This is a genomic window from Photobacterium sp. J15 (genome assembly GCF_963870815.1).
Taxonomy (GTDB): domain Bacteria; phylum Pseudomonadota; class Gammaproteobacteria; order Enterobacterales; family Vibrionaceae; genus Photobacterium; species Photobacterium marinum.
Map to the genome: position 1 here is coordinate 1,116,082 of NZ_CAWMUI010000002.1, position 17,058 is coordinate 1,133,139.

21 protein-coding genes are annotated in these 17,058 nt (G+C 38.4%); 1 reads left to right on the top strand and 20 read right to left on the bottom strand.

Translation table 11 applies throughout. The features are described from left to right. Nucleotides 1-285: 285 nt before the first annotated feature. The 4 genes from AACQ93_RS21965 to AACQ93_RS21980 all read right to left on the bottom strand — a co-directional run bounded on the left by AACQ93_RS21965 (nt 286) and on the right by AACQ93_RS21980 (nt 2,594). Complete coding sequence (locus AACQ93_RS21965; protein ID WP_064608882.1) at nt 286-582, bottom strand: hypothetical protein; 297 nt, start codon at nt 580-582, stop codon at nt 286-288. Between the two features lie 170 nt (nt 583-752). Beyond that, nucleotides 753-1,493: a hypothetical protein gene (locus AACQ93_RS21970; protein WP_064608883.1), complete on the bottom strand. Its 741-nt coding sequence runs from the start codon at nt 1,491-1,493 to the stop codon at nt 753-755. Next, nucleotides 1,483-2,097 (bottom strand): hypothetical protein, encoded by a 615-nt coding sequence (locus AACQ93_RS21975; protein WP_064609671.1) that lies wholly within the window; start codon nt 2,095-2,097, stop codon nt 1,483-1,485. Before AACQ93_RS21975 ends, AACQ93_RS21970 begins: the two co-directional genes overlap by 11 nt. 221 nt (nt 2,098-2,318) lie before the next feature. Next, complete coding sequence (locus AACQ93_RS21980; protein ID WP_157097629.1) at nt 2,319-2,594, bottom strand: hypothetical protein; 276 nt, start codon at nt 2,592-2,594, stop codon at nt 2,319-2,321. Nucleotides 2,595-3,559: 965 nt separating this feature from the next. Between AACQ93_RS21980 and AACQ93_RS21985 the strand changes: the two genes are divergently transcribed. Next, complete coding sequence (locus AACQ93_RS21985; RefSeq protein WP_064608888.1) at nt 3,560-3,970, top strand: hypothetical protein; 411 nt, start codon at nt 3,560-3,562, stop codon at nt 3,968-3,970. A gap of 218 nt (nt 3,971-4,188) precedes the next feature. On the opposite strand, the gene AACQ93_RS21990 is transcribed toward AACQ93_RS21985, so the two are convergent. The 16 genes from AACQ93_RS21990 to AACQ93_RS22065 all read right to left on the bottom strand — a co-directional run bounded on the left by AACQ93_RS21990 (nt 4,189) and on the right by AACQ93_RS22065 (nt 17,036). After that, the gene (locus tag AACQ93_RS21990) at nt 4,189-4,569 is read right to left on the bottom strand and encodes a hypothetical protein (RefSeq protein WP_064609673.1); all 381 of its coding nucleotides are present in this window, start codon (nt 4,567-4,569) and stop codon (nt 4,189-4,191) included. 60 nt (nt 4,570-4,629) lie between these two features. Continuing rightward, nucleotides 4,630-5,526 carry a hypothetical protein gene (locus tag AACQ93_RS21995; protein ID WP_232323380.1) on the bottom strand — a complete coding sequence of 299 codons (897 nt, stop codon included), beginning with the start codon at nt 5,524-5,526 and terminating at the stop codon, nt 4,630-4,632. Between the two features lie 249 nt (nt 5,527-5,775). Next, nucleotides 5,776-5,967, bottom strand: coding sequence for a hypothetical protein (locus AACQ93_RS22000; RefSeq protein WP_064608890.1), 192 nt, complete (start codon nt 5,965-5,967; stop codon nt 5,776-5,778). A gap of 10 nt (nt 5,968-5,977) precedes the next feature. Next, nucleotides 5,978-6,460, bottom strand: coding sequence for a hypothetical protein (locus tag AACQ93_RS22005; RefSeq protein ID WP_157097630.1), 483 nt, complete (start codon nt 6,458-6,460; stop codon nt 5,978-5,980). 19 nt (nt 6,461-6,479) lie between these two features. Further along, nucleotides 6,480-7,115 carry a class I SAM-dependent methyltransferase gene (locus tag AACQ93_RS22010; RefSeq protein ID WP_064608894.1) on the bottom strand — a complete coding sequence of 212 codons (636 nt, stop codon included), beginning with the start codon at nt 7,113-7,115 and terminating at the stop codon, nt 6,480-6,482. A 139-nt stretch (nt 7,116-7,254) separates the two neighbouring features. Next, nucleotides 7,255-8,094 carry a hypothetical protein gene (locus AACQ93_RS22015; RefSeq protein ID WP_064608896.1) on the bottom strand — a complete coding sequence of 280 codons (840 nt, stop codon included), beginning with the start codon at nt 8,092-8,094 and terminating at the stop codon, nt 7,255-7,257. A gap of 114 nt (nt 8,095-8,208) precedes the next feature. Next, nucleotides 8,209-9,066 (bottom strand): YDG/SRA domain-containing protein, encoded by an 858-nt coding sequence (locus AACQ93_RS22020; protein ID WP_064608898.1) that lies wholly within the window; start codon nt 9,064-9,066, stop codon nt 8,209-8,211. 699 nt (nt 9,067-9,765) lie between these two features. Further along, nucleotides 9,766-10,644 carry a TRADD-N-associated membrane domain-containing protein gene (locus AACQ93_RS22025; RefSeq protein WP_339367454.1) on the bottom strand — a complete coding sequence of 293 codons (879 nt, stop codon included), beginning with the start codon at nt 10,642-10,644 and terminating at the stop codon, nt 9,766-9,768. 507 nt (nt 10,645-11,151) lie between these two features. Further along, a complete protein-coding gene (locus AACQ93_RS22030) occupies nt 11,152-11,853 on the bottom strand; it encodes a hypothetical protein (RefSeq protein WP_064608900.1) in 702 nt (233 codons plus the stop codon). Nucleotides 11,854-11,966: 113 nt separating this feature from the next. Further along, nucleotides 11,967-12,344, bottom strand: coding sequence for a hypothetical protein (locus AACQ93_RS22035; protein ID WP_064608902.1), 378 nt, complete (start codon nt 12,342-12,344; stop codon nt 11,967-11,969). 775 nt (nt 12,345-13,119) lie between these two features. Further along, complete coding sequence (locus AACQ93_RS22040; protein ID WP_157097631.1) at nt 13,120-13,602, bottom strand: hypothetical protein; 483 nt, start codon at nt 13,600-13,602, stop codon at nt 13,120-13,122. Nucleotides 13,603-13,653: 51 nt separating this feature from the next. Continuing rightward, on the bottom strand, nt 13,654-14,427 hold the full coding sequence (locus AACQ93_RS22045; RefSeq protein WP_064608908.1) for an 8-oxoguanine DNA glycosylase OGG fold protein: 774 nt from the start codon (nt 14,425-14,427) through the stop codon (nt 13,654-13,656). A gap of 114 nt (nt 14,428-14,541) precedes the next feature. Further along, a complete protein-coding gene (locus AACQ93_RS22050) occupies nt 14,542-15,240 on the bottom strand; it encodes an FRG domain-containing protein (protein WP_064608910.1) in 699 nt (232 codons plus the stop codon). Between the two features lie 112 nt (nt 15,241-15,352). Next, complete coding sequence (locus tag AACQ93_RS22055; RefSeq protein ID WP_064608912.1) at nt 15,353-16,024, bottom strand: methyltransferase; 672 nt, start codon at nt 16,022-16,024, stop codon at nt 15,353-15,355. Between the two features lie 325 nt (nt 16,025-16,349). Then, nucleotides 16,350-16,571: a hypothetical protein gene (locus AACQ93_RS22060; RefSeq protein ID WP_157097632.1), complete on the bottom strand. Its 222-nt coding sequence runs from the start codon at nt 16,569-16,571 to the stop codon at nt 16,350-16,352. Nucleotides 16,572-16,733: 162 nt separating this feature from the next. Then, the gene (locus AACQ93_RS22065) at nt 16,734-17,036 is read right to left on the bottom strand and encodes a hypothetical protein (RefSeq protein ID WP_064608913.1); all 303 of its coding nucleotides are present in this window, start codon (nt 17,034-17,036) and stop codon (nt 16,734-16,736) included. Nucleotides 17,037-17,058: the final 22 nt, after the last annotated feature.

The window sequence follows — 17,058 nt, forward strand, 5'->3', positions numbered from 1 at the left end:
TCAGATGCTAAAGCGTTCTCGGTAGCTGCAAATCGATCAGCTAAAACAGTGTGCCCCGCTTACCAAACACCTAAACCTCTTACTGAATGCTTCTCGACCACCTTCCATTATTTCACACACTTCGTCCCTAATATCTTGTTCGATTAGGCTACCACTAGCTTTGCTCTTTACTTGACCGCCACGGAACTCCATAACCTTGACTAGCTCAACGTCTCCATTTACTAAGATATTAGGGTTATGCGTAACAATGATATTTTGTCACCTTTCCTTGTTATGCCCAAGTTTCTAAAAGTAAAGTGAATCCTCTGCCAATTTAGCTTCTAATTCCAGTTCTGTTTCAAACACATCAATTAGAGGGTAACCAGCACTTTCTTCAGCACCACTCCATGTGAGATGAACAATATAGAATGTAGAACTAGACTTTAGTAAAAGGTCATCTCGGTCTTCTCTTTTAGCCAAAAGATTAACACTATTGCCAAATAAAGAATGATTTGTGCCGAGTTCTTTTTTCAATTCAGTCTCAAGAGCTAATTTATGTTTTTTAGGATATTCGGAAATATCAGACCAAGGTTCTTTAAACATCTTTTCCTCTCGTGACCATGACAACATTTCGTCGCTTGATATTTATCTTTTGGAGCATAACGCCTGCAATAAGGTGTGCCCCACGAAACCAACCAAGCACACCTAACTCCATACTAAAACCGCCGAGTGTAACGCATCACCTTGATTGCCTTGTTAAATGGCTTGGATGCTTAATGCTCTGAGATCAGTGACCAACGTTGCTGATTATCAACGCTTAAAACCAGTAAGCGCATATTAAAGTAACTACCATTTGATACATGATCACGTATTACAACAATCAAATCTTCAATTTCATCGTTATTGAGGTCTCCTCTACCAATAATGCCAACCTCTTGGTATCCGCCAATGTGATAATACGTAAAGCTTGACTCGGAGTTTTTTTTGAAACTTGTAATAGGTGTAACATCAGACCAATACTTTAGCTCTGGGTTTTGATTACTTCGCTTTGACTCTGCTGATGAAGTTATAAAAGATAATTGCTTCGGCCAAAAATCAGGAGAGCTCTCTTTTAGTATAGGAAGAGGTAAATAGCTTAACTTCGATGGTTTTGCACTTAACATTAACTTTGAGGCTTCACACATAACCTTGAGCTCAAGATAAGCATTCATATCATATTGTTTAACTGTTCGTGTTTCAGGAGATGAGTCTATAAAATAGTCCTCACAAGAAGATAAGATTAATTTATGCCCGCTATTATTCTTAACTACTATTTCTGAATACCAAGGTTCTTTTATTAACTTTGATAATTCATCTACATCACTTAACTCTACATTGGAAGATAAAAGCTCAGGTAATGTTAAGCCATCAGCCAATGACACAGGTATTTTTTCAATTGCATTACACGCATTAACTGAAAACATGGCCATAATCGAAACCGGCAAAATAAACAAACAACATGATTTATTGCTCATTTTGCACCTTCTTTTTTTTAGCTTCTTCTCTTTTTTTCTTGTCTGCTGCCGCCTTCAAAAGTAAATTTTTTACATATTTATTTCTTTCAGCTGAAACAGGTGGTTTTCTATTGGACTCATTGGCAGCCGTTTCCCAATTTTCTGATTTTATTGCTTTTTTAAAGTTAGGCCACTTAGTATTCAAGTCAGTCATACCAACATTAAAAATAATATCAAAAAGAGCTAACCTAACTTCAGTTGGATATGTCGCAAAACTAGGGAAAAGACTTTTCAGCTCATTTTCAAAACTATCTATATGCTTGTTAGTTAAAGCATCAATTTCCGTATTTAGAAGCTTTAAACTAACAAACCTCTTGTAGTAGCTAGAAACTCTATTTTTTAACTGTTTTTTTACGGATTCAAAATCACCTTTTATATCGTCTTTAATCGCTGATAATCCATTTGTTTTTTTAAAATTGAGTTTTTGTGCACTAGCAAGATCTTTAATTAAATGTCCAACACCTACTGTTACATAACCTTTTGAATCAAGGTACATATGATTAACCTTGCCCTCATAATTTTCCAGTTTTGCCTTTAGTGTTGCCCTTTCAGTTACAGTAACCATATATCCTCTAATTTTTATAAGCATTCAGTATGTTTGATTATAGTTAGTTTAGAGATATCATTACTTTATGGTCGAAATTATTCCGACACAGATCGAGATTTTTTTGCCATTTAACGTCTGGCATAAGGTGCGCTGTCCGAACTTGGGAGGTGAACTCTCAACGCATCCCATCTGCAAACATGGGACACAACAACCTCGAAATTGTATTTTCCCATGAACTATCAACGCTTTGAACCAAATACATTTGCATAACAACCTAATGAAATATTCCTTAGGGCTGCATCACAGGACTGATAGGCAAAAAAACCGGCAAGCCTTTCACTACAGTGTAACGATGAATAATGCGATGGTTCATTGCCAGAGTTAAAGGCAGCAATGGAGCTGATAACCTTCATTTCGCCATTCGTTATGGACAGCCTTGCGATGAACGAATGATCTCTGTGGCATCGTTCTTGAGCGAAGAAATAACCAATAAAAACAGAGTCGCTCTTCAGCATGCCTAACGCCTGCGATAAGGTGCCCCACACTGAACCAGCAAAGCGCACCGAACTCCGAACCAAAACCGCCGAGTGTAACGCGTCACCCTTGATTGCCTTGTTATGGCAGAATTACTTACCAGAAACGCTACCGCTACAGACAAATCTGCTCGAACGCCAGTCAGTTTACCCTTCCATTAAAACGAGGACAGAATTTTGTACATAGCTTCATGAACCAACATGCAAAATCAGTAGCCACTGGATGAAGAATTGCTCTTTACCAACTGATATAAATCGGAAGCTTCGGGGAAAATTGACAAGAATTGAAACTTGATAATCCGAAGCCCAATTTTGATATTTCCTTTCGATGATGCTTCTGGCAATTCTGACAGCAACCACAACTGGCAAATCAAGTGTGCTGCGGACAAAGCCCGCTAAATTCACAGTTCGTTATACCGAAGAGCGTTCAGTTATATCGCCAGAAAAGATCGGCTTAATAGCCGCTAAGCTTGACCCACAGAGCTTGAAGCGAAAACCACGTTGCCTGTGCTTTTTAAGCCATAACGCCAGCCATAAGCTGCGCCCTACTAAACTGACCAAGTCAACGGAACTCCAAACCAAAAGTGCCGAGTGTAATGCGTCACACTTGATGGCCTTGTTATGGCGCGTTCAAAGTAACCTACTCAACTTCCATACACGCTACAACTACTGGGTTTCCTGCTTGATAGCAAAAAATCATTAGCAACACCCTGAACACATTCATGATTCTTGTCATTTATTTATGATTTATCCAACAATATTAGGCGTTACTTGAGAAAATGAACAGCTCCTTACTAACCATTTTGAATCGGTTCTTCAAAGAGAATACAGCGATAACCATTTTCATTGAAAACACCAATCATCACCCCTATCAATACAATCGCTTTCAATATACACTACGCACATTAAATAACCTTAACTTTCAATGAGATAGCACAGGAATCCGAATGAGAACATTAACCATAGATGATATTAGAGCACTAGAGTTTGAATTAAATGAATTTAACCCTAAAGGGTTCGAGCTTAAACAAACAGAGTCAGGTGATTATCAATCGTTTGGGTATGGATATGCATCATTTACATCAAAATGTGGTGTAAGTATTGAGTTCGGCTATTACGTGCAAGGGAGCGGGCCAAACTATGAGGATGCATTTAATTACAGAATGATTGCAGATGACCCTGATAATGAAGATGCCCACATTATTCTAGATGGGGCAAATTTACTAAATGATGACGGTAAAGTTTTGTGCGAGTATGACGTTCAATTGATATGCCGCCATGTTTTATATAAAGATATAGTATGGCAACGCCATATACTTCCTTATTTACCAACTGAACACGATGACCTTGATAATTAAAACACAGGTGTGAAAACAACAATTTTATAAAAATCACCTTCTAGATTGTTAAGATGGTGATTTTTTATGCTTGTATGTGAGATCTCGTTTGCCACTACGCCATAACGCCGGGCATAAGGTGCGCCACGATTAACCTACCAAGCACACCAAACTTCAAACCAAAACCGTCGAGTGTAACTGGTCACCTTGATTGCCTTGTTATGCGATAGTTGTCTAAATTAAACTCTAAACAGCTCCAGGTAATCAGCTAATGCGAGTAAAGGTAATGAGACCCCAGTAAACATTAATAACCAGTAAAAGACAAAAGCCAACAATCGATCAAACCTAGTAGTATTTTCAATTAAAAATTCTCGATCCGCGTATAAAGAAGATAAAGAACTACGTCTTAATTTACGTATGACGTACGTAGGTAAAGATAAAGCCTGAGCTACATTTATAATATCCCAGCCGCTAGCGTATTCGATGCCTAAACTATCTTTTGTATTTTTGTTCCGCCTCAATTTTCTAACCGTTATCTGGCCAAATGCAATGTAAAGCACCATACAAATAAAACTATTCAATAATAATACAGCAAATATTAATGATTCGATTGAACTCATAAACCTAACCATCTCATAATTTGATCATAGGTGTCACCGGAGTTTTCTTTCACATAGCTATTAACACCCATTGATACACCTGCTGCAACTCCTGCAACAGCAACACCACCAACGATCAATCCAACCGATAGGAGTCGCGACAACCAAGAAACCTAGTGCAGCTGTTCCAACATTTACTGCAGCAGTACCAGCTATGGCACTAGTTGCAAAACTAGTAGACTCAATAAATAGCTCTCTCTCCCAATTGTCTCCAGCCACATAACTAGTATGAATATTACCAACCCTACTGCCAAAATCGATCACAGCTAACCCATTACCTAATAGTTTTGTATGCTTGGTAAATCGAATTAGATTGTTAGCTTGTACATCATTGACAAGGTTTAATTTGGCTACATTACGGCTGCTGCGTATTATATTTTCAGCTCGTACTGGATTAGTTAAAGGAGTTCCTTTTCTTGAACGAGATTTTGCCGAAACAACAGATAATTCATGTTGAAAACTTTTTTGCATTTTATTAAATGCACGATAAGCTTTTTGCTTTGCTGTATTTCTTAAAACCGAATTTGATTTTAATGTTTTTTGATACTCCATAAGTGCATTTTGATAACTCTTAACATCGCCAACAAAGCCGCCAACTCTATTAGCATATACACTGGTTGAAGCGCCAAGCAACCCGACATTATATTCAGACAATTTAGCTGTAACATCAGATACATTGACTACATTTTCACTACCTAACGATAATGACAAATGAGTTAAGTTACGTGAAATAGTTTTTGGCCTTAAGTGAGTCAGTAGCTTTTTGCTAGTTGCGGATAACTCACCTAAAGCATATGGTGAATAGGCTTCAATACTCTTATTTTCATTACTATGACCATTTGCCGTAATATCAATGCCGCAGTTCTTCTCTAAAGCTTCCAAACTTAGAGGTTGATTACAAAGGATTATTTCACTCATTTAACACCCATAATTCGTATTGGTGAATATCTAGAAATCACACTACCCAATAGTAATACCAGTGCATAAAAACAATCCTCAACTCCTTTCAATTTTCGCATTCACAACTCAATTTTTGAAAGGTAATTTCATAGCTTACATTCACCTCGCATAACGCCGCAATAACTCGTGCGAACGCCTTACTTTCCAAACCTATTATACTTCAAACCACAAACACCGAGTGTAATTAGCATCGTGTTGATTGCTTTGTTATGTTGCGATGTATTTTGATACGTAATCACTATTAAATTTCTGCCAAAGTAACAGCAGGTTGTCGTAATCAAGCTCATTAGATGTCAGCAAACTTGGATTAGCAGGTTGATCCTCAATTATATTTTGACCTGGGGCATAAGTTGAGACGAATGGTTCACGTTGTGACTTAACACCCTCTCCACCTGACACATTTAGCTTCTTAGAGGCAATTGATTTGGGTACTGGATTTACCTTGCCAGTAAATATATCCAGTCAAATTATGAAGAATGCTGCTTTCTTTATCATCTAATGTAAAGCCAGCTAGCTTTGCCAAATCATTAAGGTTATGCGTAGGCACAATTTCAATAGAGTTTGCTACAAGAAAACTCTTGAAAAGAAGTTCAAATGACATTCCCATGATCATGCGGTATGTATCGCCAGAATCCAGCGTCTCTCCTCGTGACCATGCATCCCAAAGAATTTCTGCGGATTTTCTTAAATGGCATGATTTACTATGCCAATAACTCGAATTGCCGCTCATTTGCTCAAATTGCAAATCGTAAATTGGATCTAAGTTGTTCAAATCTAAACCTCTAAATAACGCTGGATAAATAGCAACATAACGCCTGCAATAAGGTGCCCCACGCAAAACCAACAAAGCGCACCAAACTTCATACCAAAACCACCGAGTGTAACGGGTCACCTTGATTGCCTTGTTAGCTTTATATGGCTTTTGCGTAAATAAACATTTCCGTTACTGGATCATGACCTTCACGATGAAATATTTTGTGTTCTATATCGAGAACCTCAAAACCTGATTCCTTCAAATTATCAGCTATAAACTCGTCATTGTGATAATGAATATAAACACGGTCACCGGTTGAAGACTCTTGATAACCAGATAAGCTCTCATTCCCTACTATGGCACTTAAATAAAGCAACCCACCATCATCAAGTAAATTTCGTGTATCTTGAATTAACTTTTTGGATTCCATTTTAGATAAATATGGAGTGCAAAAGCCACAGATTATTAGTTCAAATTTCTGCTTAATACAAGAAATTTCACGACAATCCATTATTTCAAAGTGACCAGAAGGTATATTCTCTTTTGCTAGCTGAATCATATTGGGAGCTAAATCTATACCAAACACATCTATGGATAAATCTTTCTTTATCAGATAGTTTGAGATGTTTGCTGGACCACAACCAAGCTCTAATACAGACAATGTCTTATTTGTAGGCAAATACTCAATCAAATTATCGTATGTCACAGTATACAAAGCATAATCCATATACTTATCTTGATACTCTTTTGCAAATTTATTAAACGTTTGTACCGATACTTCACTGTACTTCACGACTAATCCTTATATCTTGTAATGTAGAATGAAGCTAACGCCTGCAATAAGGTGCGCCCCACGAAACGAACAAAGCACACCAACCTCCAAACCAAAACCGCCGAGTATAATGCGTCACACTTGATTGCCTTGTTAGCACTCATGCTAGCTTGGCCGAAATAGAACAAGAATAACGATCATGTAATTCTGTAATTATCTGAATATCGGGATGCAGTTTTCCTGACCCAAATGATGCTAAATATTTTGTTACTGCATTATTCAAAGACGATGCATGGTATTTATCTAGCCATTGTTGAAATTCTTGTTGTTCTTTCCCATTCACGCGAGGATAGCGACTAGATGGCCTTTCAACAGCTACCCTCCAGGGTTTTGGGCTAAGTCGTGCGCGAAAACACTCTTGTTGCTGACATAAGCGCATATATAACGGGTCTACATTCAAATCAGTAAACATTTCTCTAACAACTGAATCTTCAGGTGAGAAAGTTCTATTTGTCACAATAAATCGAAGACCTGAGTGTGTCTCATATACTTTGAAAGATAAGTCAGGGTGATTTTCTTGATACCTTTCAATATTCTTCAAATAATACGTTTTATCTTTTTGAGACTTACCAAATTTTCCAAGTATTCGATCAATGAAGCTAGATGGTGGTACATCTATATCTCCAAAAAGCACAGAATCAGTGTTAAGGACCGTTGCGCCGTAACTATTACGGCTCAATATTGCTAGCACTCGACCATCATTAGACTTAATTTCGTCAATTATTTCTTCTTTGACAAAATCTACCCAATATTCATACTCATCATTCTTGTCGAAATCTCCACCAAAAAAAGTTTGCATTGCAGCTAATCTTTTTTCGGCATTTTCCTTTGCTGCTTGTGAACTTTCATTTGATGCGCCCCAAACGGATATTACATCTTTCCCAAATACCTTTTCACTAACAGTTACATCTTGTTTTTCCCAATATTTCGCAAATTTCATAATTTCCCACCTGAGTGCTAACGCTTGGCATGAGGTGCGCCGCGACTAACTCACCAAGCCCACTAAACTTCATACCAAAACCGCCGAGTGTAAAGCGTCACCTTGATGCCTTTGTTATGCATTTTTTTGATAATGTTCCCTGTGATACTGAATAAAACGTATATCTATCTTATGTTTTTTTACAGTTACCAATTCACCTGGAATACCGATTAAAGTGAAGTCATCCGATATGGTAAAACCACCATTATCAAACATCACATGGTGGTTAGGGCAAAGACACAAAATATTATGCTCACTATCAGGACCATTATGGGGCTCACCTAATGGCTTTATATGGGCGGCTTCTGCATACAACCCAGCGCTAGTTTCTATAGCTATACCACATACTTGACATTTATATTTGTGCCATTTTTTTACATTTAATGCCTTTCTATAATCTCTAACTACTTTATTTGAACTAGTGGATTTTCTTTTAGGGGCTTCATATTCTGCTGGAGGTTCATTTACTTCATCAATGATTATATTTACATCTTCAGCAACTAACCTATATCGCCAAATAATATAGCCAGATTTACCTAACTCCTTCCAATAATCTTCCACATGATACAAGCCTGAATATTGATACCCAGAATCAGGGCTGTGTTCATTTTTATGTTTGTAGCCCCGAGTGACTCGAACAGGTAAACAATCAGTTTTACTTTTAGCAAGTGCAAGATTAACTGAATCTAAGGTTTGATCCGCTACCTGCTTTTTCCTAGTATCTTGTCCACCCGCACCCGTATAAATAATGACATCACCAAAATCTTCGTCATCTTCATATCCTCCTGAGAGCACAATTGAATCAGCGCCTTCCAGTTTTGAGCCACTAATACCAGCTACCGTAGGACCGTGAACACCTGCTTTTGACAAAGCATCCCTGTTTTTAAATTTATCACCAGGTTTTATTCCAGGAATATGTCCAAAAACTCTCAATTACATCCTCCTAACGCATAACGCCGGGCATAAGGTGCACCAACACCAAACCAGCCAAGCGCACTAAACTCCATACCAAAACTGCCTAGTGTAACGTGTCACCTTGATGCCTTTGTTATGGCTATATTTCAAGTGATTAACTTAATTTTTGCACGCTACCGCCGAACAGAATTATTTACCTGCCATATGATTAAGGCATCATACAACAAACAAAATGTATAAATTTGAAATCGCTCAACTTTAGCCTTAAATATTAGACACCTAGCCTCTTGTGAATGGATTTTGTGCGGGTGATTTTCAGAGGAATTGGAACAATAGCCACAGGACAAAGAATTGCCCTTTACCAACAGATTTAAATCGAAAGTATCGGGGAAAATAGCAAAGATTAAAATCTGATAACCCTTAGCCAAAAGTTCAAAGCTGGTTTTCGATGAAGTTTCTGACATTTCTGACAGCAAGTACAGTCGGCAAATCAAGCGTGCTGCAGACAACGCCAGCAAAATTCACAGTTCGTTATAAACTGAAAGCGTTCAGTTATACCGCCCGAGAAGTTCGGCTAAATAGCCGCTAAGCTTGATCCGCAGACATTGAAGCGAACACCACGTTGCCTGTGCTTTTGCATTAAGGTGTGAGCGACGCTTGGCTATACTTGAGCGAAGCGAAAATGCCAAGCGTTGCGAATCACTCTTAAATGCTTTGTTATGCGTTTTTTGCACTATTTAATGACGTTATCATTATTTTAGCCATCTCAAGCTTTGTTTCTTTATCAGCAGTATCCTCAACAACCTTGAATGAGAGTAATACATTCTGAATATCAACTAAGCTATCGTGATAGCCTTTCAATTGTTGTGTTGTTTTACTATAGAGCCAGAAGAATACACCTGAGATAAACTCTACAATCACGCCAGAGCCCGCAGATATATAAGCAACAGAATCTGCATTAGTTAAATCTGTGAACCCAATAAGCATACCTGTAACAATTAGAAGAAAGCCTATAACCCCAGCTATCATTGATGCAAAAAAACTTTTATTTGTATGCTCTTTGACCATTTTATAGTATTCACTCAGATTACTAATATTTATGTCCACCAAACGATCAAAATATGTAACTTTATCTGTATCCTTTATTGGTCTTAAAGTGTTTTTCTGAAACTTTAACCCCTCTAACTCCTCAAGCAATTGACGCCGACGTACATTTCGTCGAGCGGCTATTAATGCATAAGCAAAACCAAAGTAAAACAGCATAGCTACGCCAATCAACCTTGCATACTCATCTTCATCTTGATGAATTCCAAAAAACTCTAAGAAATCCCCACCAATAAAAACAAATACTAATGAAATGGTTATAGCTAAGCCAAGGAGCATATCTGGGGCTCTACTTTCCTTGTGTTCTAGTTTTACCTGCAACTTACTTATTCGTTCTTCGACACTATTCAACAAACTATCGGTTTGTTTCACTACATCCCTAGTATCTGATTCTTGATTATTATCTGACATGTTTCCTCTAAACTTTTTAAACGCATAACGCCGGGCATAAGGTGCACCAACACCGAACCAACCAAGCGCACTAAACTCCATACCAAAACTGCCGAGTGTAACGTGTCACCTTGATGCCTTTGTTAGGCATTTCCATGTGCGCTGTCCTTACTTGGGAGGTGAACTCTCAACGCATCTCGCCTTCAAACATTGGATGCAACAACCACGAAATTGTATTTTCCCATGAACTATCAACGCATTGAACCAAATACATTTGCATTACAACCTAGTGAGGAGTTCATTTAGGCGGCATCTCCGGATTGATAAGCAAAGAAACCGACAGCCCTTTCACTGTATTGTAACGATGAATTATGCGGTGGTTCATTGCCAGAGTTAAAGGCCGCAATGAATCAGATAACCTGCGTTTCGCCATACTTTATGGACAGCCTTACGATGAACGAATGCCCTTTGTGGCATCGTTCTTGAGCGAAGAAATAACCAATGAAAACATAGTGGCTTTTCAGCATGCCTAACGCCTGCAATAAGGTGCCCCCCACTAAACTAACAAAGCACACCGAACTTGATACCAAAACCGCCGAGTGTAGCGGGTCACCTTGATTGCTTTGTTAGCTTCTTGGCTCGTTTATACCAGTATTTTTTACCTTCTGGGCGGACAACTTTCTCTAAAACTGTATCCCCGACATGGCTGCGTTTATTCTCGACGTAACTTTGTAACTCAGTTACTAACTCTTTAAAGTTCAGATCTTGAGTCGGAATATAATCAGGCTGAGATAATTCAGAATATAGTTTTGGTGTTGCATCTGACTTTTTATTTGGATATAGAACCAAGCTAACCTTAACTTCTTCAAAATTTTCAGCCCCACTATGTGCTGCAAAATTATGCCTGAGTTTCATGACATTATCGTGAGTTTCTTGTAACTCTTCAGGCACATGTTTTCTTTCGAGTTTTACCTTTCGACCTTCACACGATGTAAAACATTTACCATAGAATGTTAAAGCTGCAACAAAAAGCCCCTTTATTGAGTTCATTTTTGCAGGGTCTTTTACTCTATCAATTTGTCCTGGCTTTAATCTTTCTATTTCCTCAAGCCAAAAGATAACACTACGCAAATCCTTATCTATCAATGTATACGCTGCATATTGCTGACTTATTTTGTCTGACATAGTTACAACAGGAGCTTGCTTTCTACCATAGTAATATCGATTATAGCGTCCATTAATAGGATCAAGGCACTCCTCTATCGTCCACCCATCTGACATCACCTTACGAATAATCATCCCTTTCGTCATATTTACCTCTTAGAAGCTAACGCCTGGCATAAGGTGCGCCGCGACTAACCTACCAAGCACACTGAACTCCAAACCAAAACCACCGAGTGTAACAAGTCACCTTGATGCCTTTGTTAGGGCTGCGATATAAACGTTTGATATACAGACATAAAAATCAAAGCCAGTATAAACCATAATATGAATTGCTTAATCATTACTGATACATTTGAAGGTTTTGAGCGGTTCTTTAATGCAATCTTTTCTTTAAACTCAGGGAAAAGTTCTTCTACCACTAACTGCCCATTCACATATGCCTGAGTTGATATGTCTTTTGTTGAAATGAAAACAACGATTTCTACTGTTTCTCCATCCACTACAAAGGTAAGACGATCTTTCCTTTTAATATTCCATCTTTTTTTCAGCAACTTTCCATCGAAATAATATTTTTCAAATCCTAAAAACGAAAATGAAACTCTAAATTCCTTTCCATTAACATCAAAATTAGCATCCATATCTACCCGTCTCTGTTAACTATAATATGCTAGTCACATCTTGTTGTGCATTCGAAGCCCTAACGCCTGCGATAAGGTGTGCCCCACCGAAACCAACAAAGCACACTGAACTCCGAACCAAAACCGCCGAATGTAACGCATCACCTTGATTGCCTTGTTATGGCAAACTCAATGAATATTAATCACTTACAAGATACGCTACCGCTACAGAAATACCTGCTCGGATGCCAGCAAGTTTACCCTACCATTTAAACCCGAACAGAAATTTATACATAACTTCATGAACCAACTAGAAAAACCAGTGGTCACTAGACAAAGAATTGCTCTTTACCAACGGATATAAATCAGAAGCTTCGGAGAAAATAGCAAGGATTAAAACCTGACACCCCTTAGCCAAAATTAAGGAGCTTTATTTCGATGATGTTTCTGGCATTTCTGACAGCGAAATCAACTGGAAAATCAAGCGTGCTGCGGACAGAGCCAACCAAATTCACAGTTCGTTATACCGAAAAGCGCGCAGTTATATCGCCAGAGAAGATCGGCTTTATAGCAGCTAAGCTTGACCCTCAGACCTTGAAGCGAAAACCACGTTGCCTGTGCTTTTAGGCCATAACGCCTGCAATAAGGTGCCCCACACTGAACTTGCAAAGCACACCGAACACCAGACCAAAACCATCGAGTGTAACGGGTCACCTTGATTGCCTTGTTAGGCATTTCCAATTCCGTTATTGTCTCAAATGACTACAGAAAAGGTTTTTCATGAACCTTTCTGAGGTCAATCTACAAACCAAGCATCTTGTGAAAAATCATCCCAAGATAATTTAAACTGCTGACTAGTAATACGCCATTCAGTCCAACCCGTTGAATGGAAACCTTTTAGGGTATAAGTCACTAGCCCTTTGCTACCCACACTAGTTATTACCTCTAATATTTCTTGATCAAGAGGTTCTGTTGGGTACTGATGTTCTTCAAATACCTTTGTCTCATCATTATAAACTGATGCAATACTCTCTATTACACCGTTGAAAGTGATAGCGCAATTTTCGATACACTTGGCTACAGGATAAGGATTAGCTATGTGTTCTGCTAAAATATTAGCAAAATCTAGATAGATACTAATGCTGTCATTGCCATACACTATCTTTGATACTGGGCTATCGTGGAAATCTAGTTTTTGAAATTGACAATTGGTTTCATACTTCATGTGAATGCCTAACGCTTGCAATAAGGTGTGCCCCACCGAACCTGCAAAGCGCACCGAACTCCATACCAAAACCGCCGAGTGTAACGCATCACCTTGATTGTTTTGTTATATGCATACACGATGCTGTAAAAGATAAGTATTAACTTTCTTCTCGAAAATCCTTCTTGGATTTGACCATGTCCGATCAATACGCTTATCCACCCCAAAAATAAACTCTTCAAGTGAGCTAACTGAGACTGAAATTTCATTAGCCCAAAGGTTCATTTTACAAACAAAATCATCATAAACCTTTACTCGATATGAAGCTTTAAACTTTACTTCAGGGCCATTAATGCTTTGTACAACCCTTTGGAACTCATCATTTTCACCTAGATCCAATAAAAAAGCGCAATAGGCCAGTTTTGTCCATTTATCAAAGATAGGTGTTACTTTTGGATAATCATTTGCTTTACATAAAAAAAAGAACAGCTTGGTAAAATACGACTCCCCAAGACCATCTATTTTTCCTTGCCCCTTAGTTTCCATGAATATAAAAGCATCTTGTACTTTTCCTTCACTTAGAAGAATATTTACATGCTCAATAATCGCTATAAGTTGGTCTTTTGGATATTCTAACATTTTAGACAAGTTATCCTGCTTATCTCCGCATGATGAGACCCCACCCCATATCATCGACGCAAAAAAACCTGTGTACATACACTTAGATTTAAATATTTCGGTCACTATTGAACGTGATATTTTATTGTCACAACAAATTGAGAATATATCCCTAACAACATCATAGTGAGTGTATTTTTCGTATTTTCTTGGTATATCAAAGACCATTTCTTGTTTGACATATATTGGACATTCATTTTCCTTAATAAAACTTGGTAGCACGTCTAATCTCCTTGCATATAACGCCTGCAATAAGGTGCCCCACGCCGAACTAACAAAGCACACCAAACTTCGTACCAAAACTGCCGAGTGTAAGGGGTCACCTTGATTGCTTTGTTATGTTCGTTGCTTAAAGCCGCTCATAATTGTCTTTGAAACGCCATCTAAGCTAGGATAAATCGTTCTATGATTCACTCCTAACCTATTGAGGTCGTTTCGAATAGACTCTTTACTATCGCCATCAATAATGACGCTAATTAATTGAATACCTTCACTGTTCGCTACAAGGTCTTTATCAAAATCTTCTAAGAGCGCCTGAGGTAATGGAAATGCACAAAACACCCCTTCTTGTGCTGTAATCCTTGCGTTCGAATGGCTCGCTTTAAAGAAAGTAACGTCTTCAATATCTTTTACGTCATTTTCAGTTCCAAAGTACCCTGATTCACAAAAATACACTATCCCATCTGTTCCAAAGTGCTCTGCGTTTTCAACAGCAAAGAATAAAGCTTTGAGAGGGTTTGTTGTCCAATCAAGTAACCTTGTCGCTAGTCCGTGGTGTTGAGCCAAAATAGTTAAATCCAACTGCGTTTTCGGCTTTTTATCGAGGTAAGGAGTAGACTGGCTTTGAAACTCTTCGAGCAAGTATTCTTCTAGTTCATCCCAATGACCGAAAGCGATATTGAAACACATTTCTGGCTTGGCAATACGAGAAATCGAAGGTAGCAAAGCCCACTCTGAATTCGCCTGACCTCGTACAAACTCATAATGAATAGAGTCAGCAAACTCTAAATACTCAATAATACTGCTTACTTTCATTTTTTCTCCGAGAACATAACGCCTGCGATAAGGTGTGCCCCACCGAACCAAAAAAGCACACTGAACTCTGTACTAAAACCGCTGAGTGTAACGCATCACCTTGATTGCTTTGTTATAATTCGGCTTTTCGCAGGACTGCTAAATAATTTCCATCATCCTCGACCCGAACAATTTCAGTTCGAAAGCCACATCCTTTTGCCAAGCTTTCCAGTGAAAATATATCAATATCCAACCAGCTTACAGTAGCACCTTTTACACCAGAGAATTCAAAACTAACGTTCCTTGTTACAGGTTGATTTGCATTATCAATAGAGTTAAGGATAACTTGACCAGTCAGTGACAAATTCTTTTTTGCCAACTGTAAAAAAGATAACAGCTTAGATACTGTACCCACAGCTCCAATACTACGACCTAATAATAGCCAGGTGTCAAAATTTGAATCAAACCTACCTTCAAAAATATCCTGATTTATGACTGAATTTATTCCGCGCGCCGTCATAATGCTGCATGCCGCGGCTGAAACATCTAATGCTGTAATATCAAAACCATTGTTCTGAAGATAAATAGATTGCACTCCAGCCCCAGCACCAATATCTAGAACTTTGCCTTTACATAAAGTCAGAGCCAATTTATCTATGGGGTAATAATCTGCCGGACGAAAGAAAACAGAAACTGGCAACTCATAAGGTTCAAACCCTTCGGTATGCACGAGCAAAGCTGCATCACTATTACCACTTGAGTATGAAACAAGAGCATTGCCGAAAATATCTAAGCCATTTTCCACCGTACTGACCTCCGAATTATAACGCCTGGCATAAGGTGCGCTGCGACTAACCTACCAAACACACCAAACTCCATACCAAAACTGCCGAGTGTAACAAGTCACCTTGATGCCTTTGTTAGGCATTTCCATGTGCGCTGTCCTAACTTGGGAAATGAACTTTCAACGCATCCCGCCTTCAAGCATGGGATACGACGACCTCGGAATTGCATTTTCCCACGAACTATCAACGCTTTGAACCAAATACATTTGCATGACAACCTGATGAAGTGTTTCTTAGGGCTGCATCACCGGACTAATAGGCTGAGAAACCGACAATCCGTTCATTTCATTGTAACGTTGAATAATGCAATGGTTCATTACCGGAGCTAAAGGCAACAACTAAAGAAACAACCTGCGTTTCGCCATACTTTATGGACAGCCTTGCGCTGAACGAATGACCTTTGTGGCATCGTTCTTGAGCGAAGAAATAACCAACAAAAACAAACTCGCTCTTCAGCATGCCTAACGCCTGCGATAAGGTGTGCCCCACTGAAGCAGCAAAGCGCACTGAACTCCATACCAAAACCGCCGAGTGTAACGCATCACCTTGATTGCCTTGTTAGCAATATTGTCATCCAAAGCCAAGCTTAATACTATAAAAAAAACATAAGCAACCTGACTGACACTTATTAAACAGAACACATACAAAATAACTTATTAACTAACAACTCTATTCACTGACATTATTAATCATATTAATTTGTTTCTGTAAATGCCTGTATTGTTCTTCCCAATTGTTAGCAATGGCAATTTCTCTAAGAGGTGAGGATTTCGAGAACAAAAGTTTCAACTCATCAATATTAATGTTTTTTGATTTTTCAAATTCACTTAAAATTTTATAAACTTTATCTGTCATAATTTTACAATCAGTTCCATTTGAACGTTCCAGATTATCCAATATAATCCTGACCGTATTGACATTTAACTCATTGACTTGCTTTCTTGAACTTCGTTTAAATAACCATTTTAACATAAGCTTCCTATCCTATATTGCT

What these genes read in the sequence shown, in the direction of transcription:
- AACQ93_RS21965 (WP_064608882.1), bottom strand. Translation starts at nt 582, where the DNA reads ATGTTTAAAGAACCTTGGTCTGATATTTCCGAATATCCTAAAAAACAT.
- AACQ93_RS21970 (WP_064608883.1), bottom strand. Translation starts at nt 1,493, where the DNA reads ATGAGCAATAAATCATGTTGTTTGTTTATTTTGCCGGTTTCGATTATG.
- AACQ93_RS21975 (WP_064609671.1), bottom strand. Translation starts at nt 2,097, where the DNA reads ATGGTTACTGTAACTGAAAGGGCAACACTAAAGGCAAAACTGGAAAAT.
- AACQ93_RS21980 (WP_157097629.1), bottom strand. Translation starts at nt 2,594, where the DNA reads ATGCTGAAGAGCGACTCTGTTTTTATTGGTTATTTCTTCGCTCAAGAA.
- AACQ93_RS21985 (WP_064608888.1), top strand. Translation starts at nt 3,560, where the DNA reads ATGAGAACATTAACCATAGATGATATTAGAGCACTAGAGTTTGAATTA.
- AACQ93_RS21990 (WP_064609673.1), bottom strand. Translation starts at nt 4,569, where the DNA reads ATGAGTTCAATCGAATCATTAATATTTGCTGTATTATTATTGAATAGT.
- AACQ93_RS21995 (WP_232323380.1), bottom strand. Translation starts at nt 5,526, where the DNA reads ATGAGTGAAATAATCCTTTGTAATCAACCTCTAAGTTTGGAAGCTTTA.
- AACQ93_RS22015 (WP_064608896.1), bottom strand. Translation starts at nt 8,094, where the DNA reads ATGAAATTTGCGAAATATTGGGAAAAACAAGATGTAACTGTTAGTGAA.
- AACQ93_RS22025 (WP_339367454.1), bottom strand. Translation starts at nt 10,644, where the DNA reads ATGGAGTTTAGTGCGCTTGGTTGGTTCGGTGTTGGTGCACCTTATGCC.
- AACQ93_RS22030 (WP_064608900.1), bottom strand. Translation starts at nt 11,853, where the DNA reads ATGACGAAAGGGATGATTATTCGTAAGGTGATGTCAGATGGGTGGACG.
- AACQ93_RS22035 (WP_064608902.1), bottom strand. Translation starts at nt 12,344, where the DNA reads ATGGATGCTAATTTTGATGTTAATGGAAAGGAATTTAGAGTTTCATTT.
- AACQ93_RS22050 (WP_064608910.1), bottom strand. Translation starts at nt 15,240, where the DNA reads ATGAAAGTAAGCAGTATTATTGAGTATTTAGAGTTTGCTGACTCTATT.
- AACQ93_RS22065 (WP_064608913.1), bottom strand. Translation starts at nt 17,036, where the DNA reads ATGTTAAAATGGTTATTTAAACGAAGTTCAAGAAAGCAAGTCAATGAG.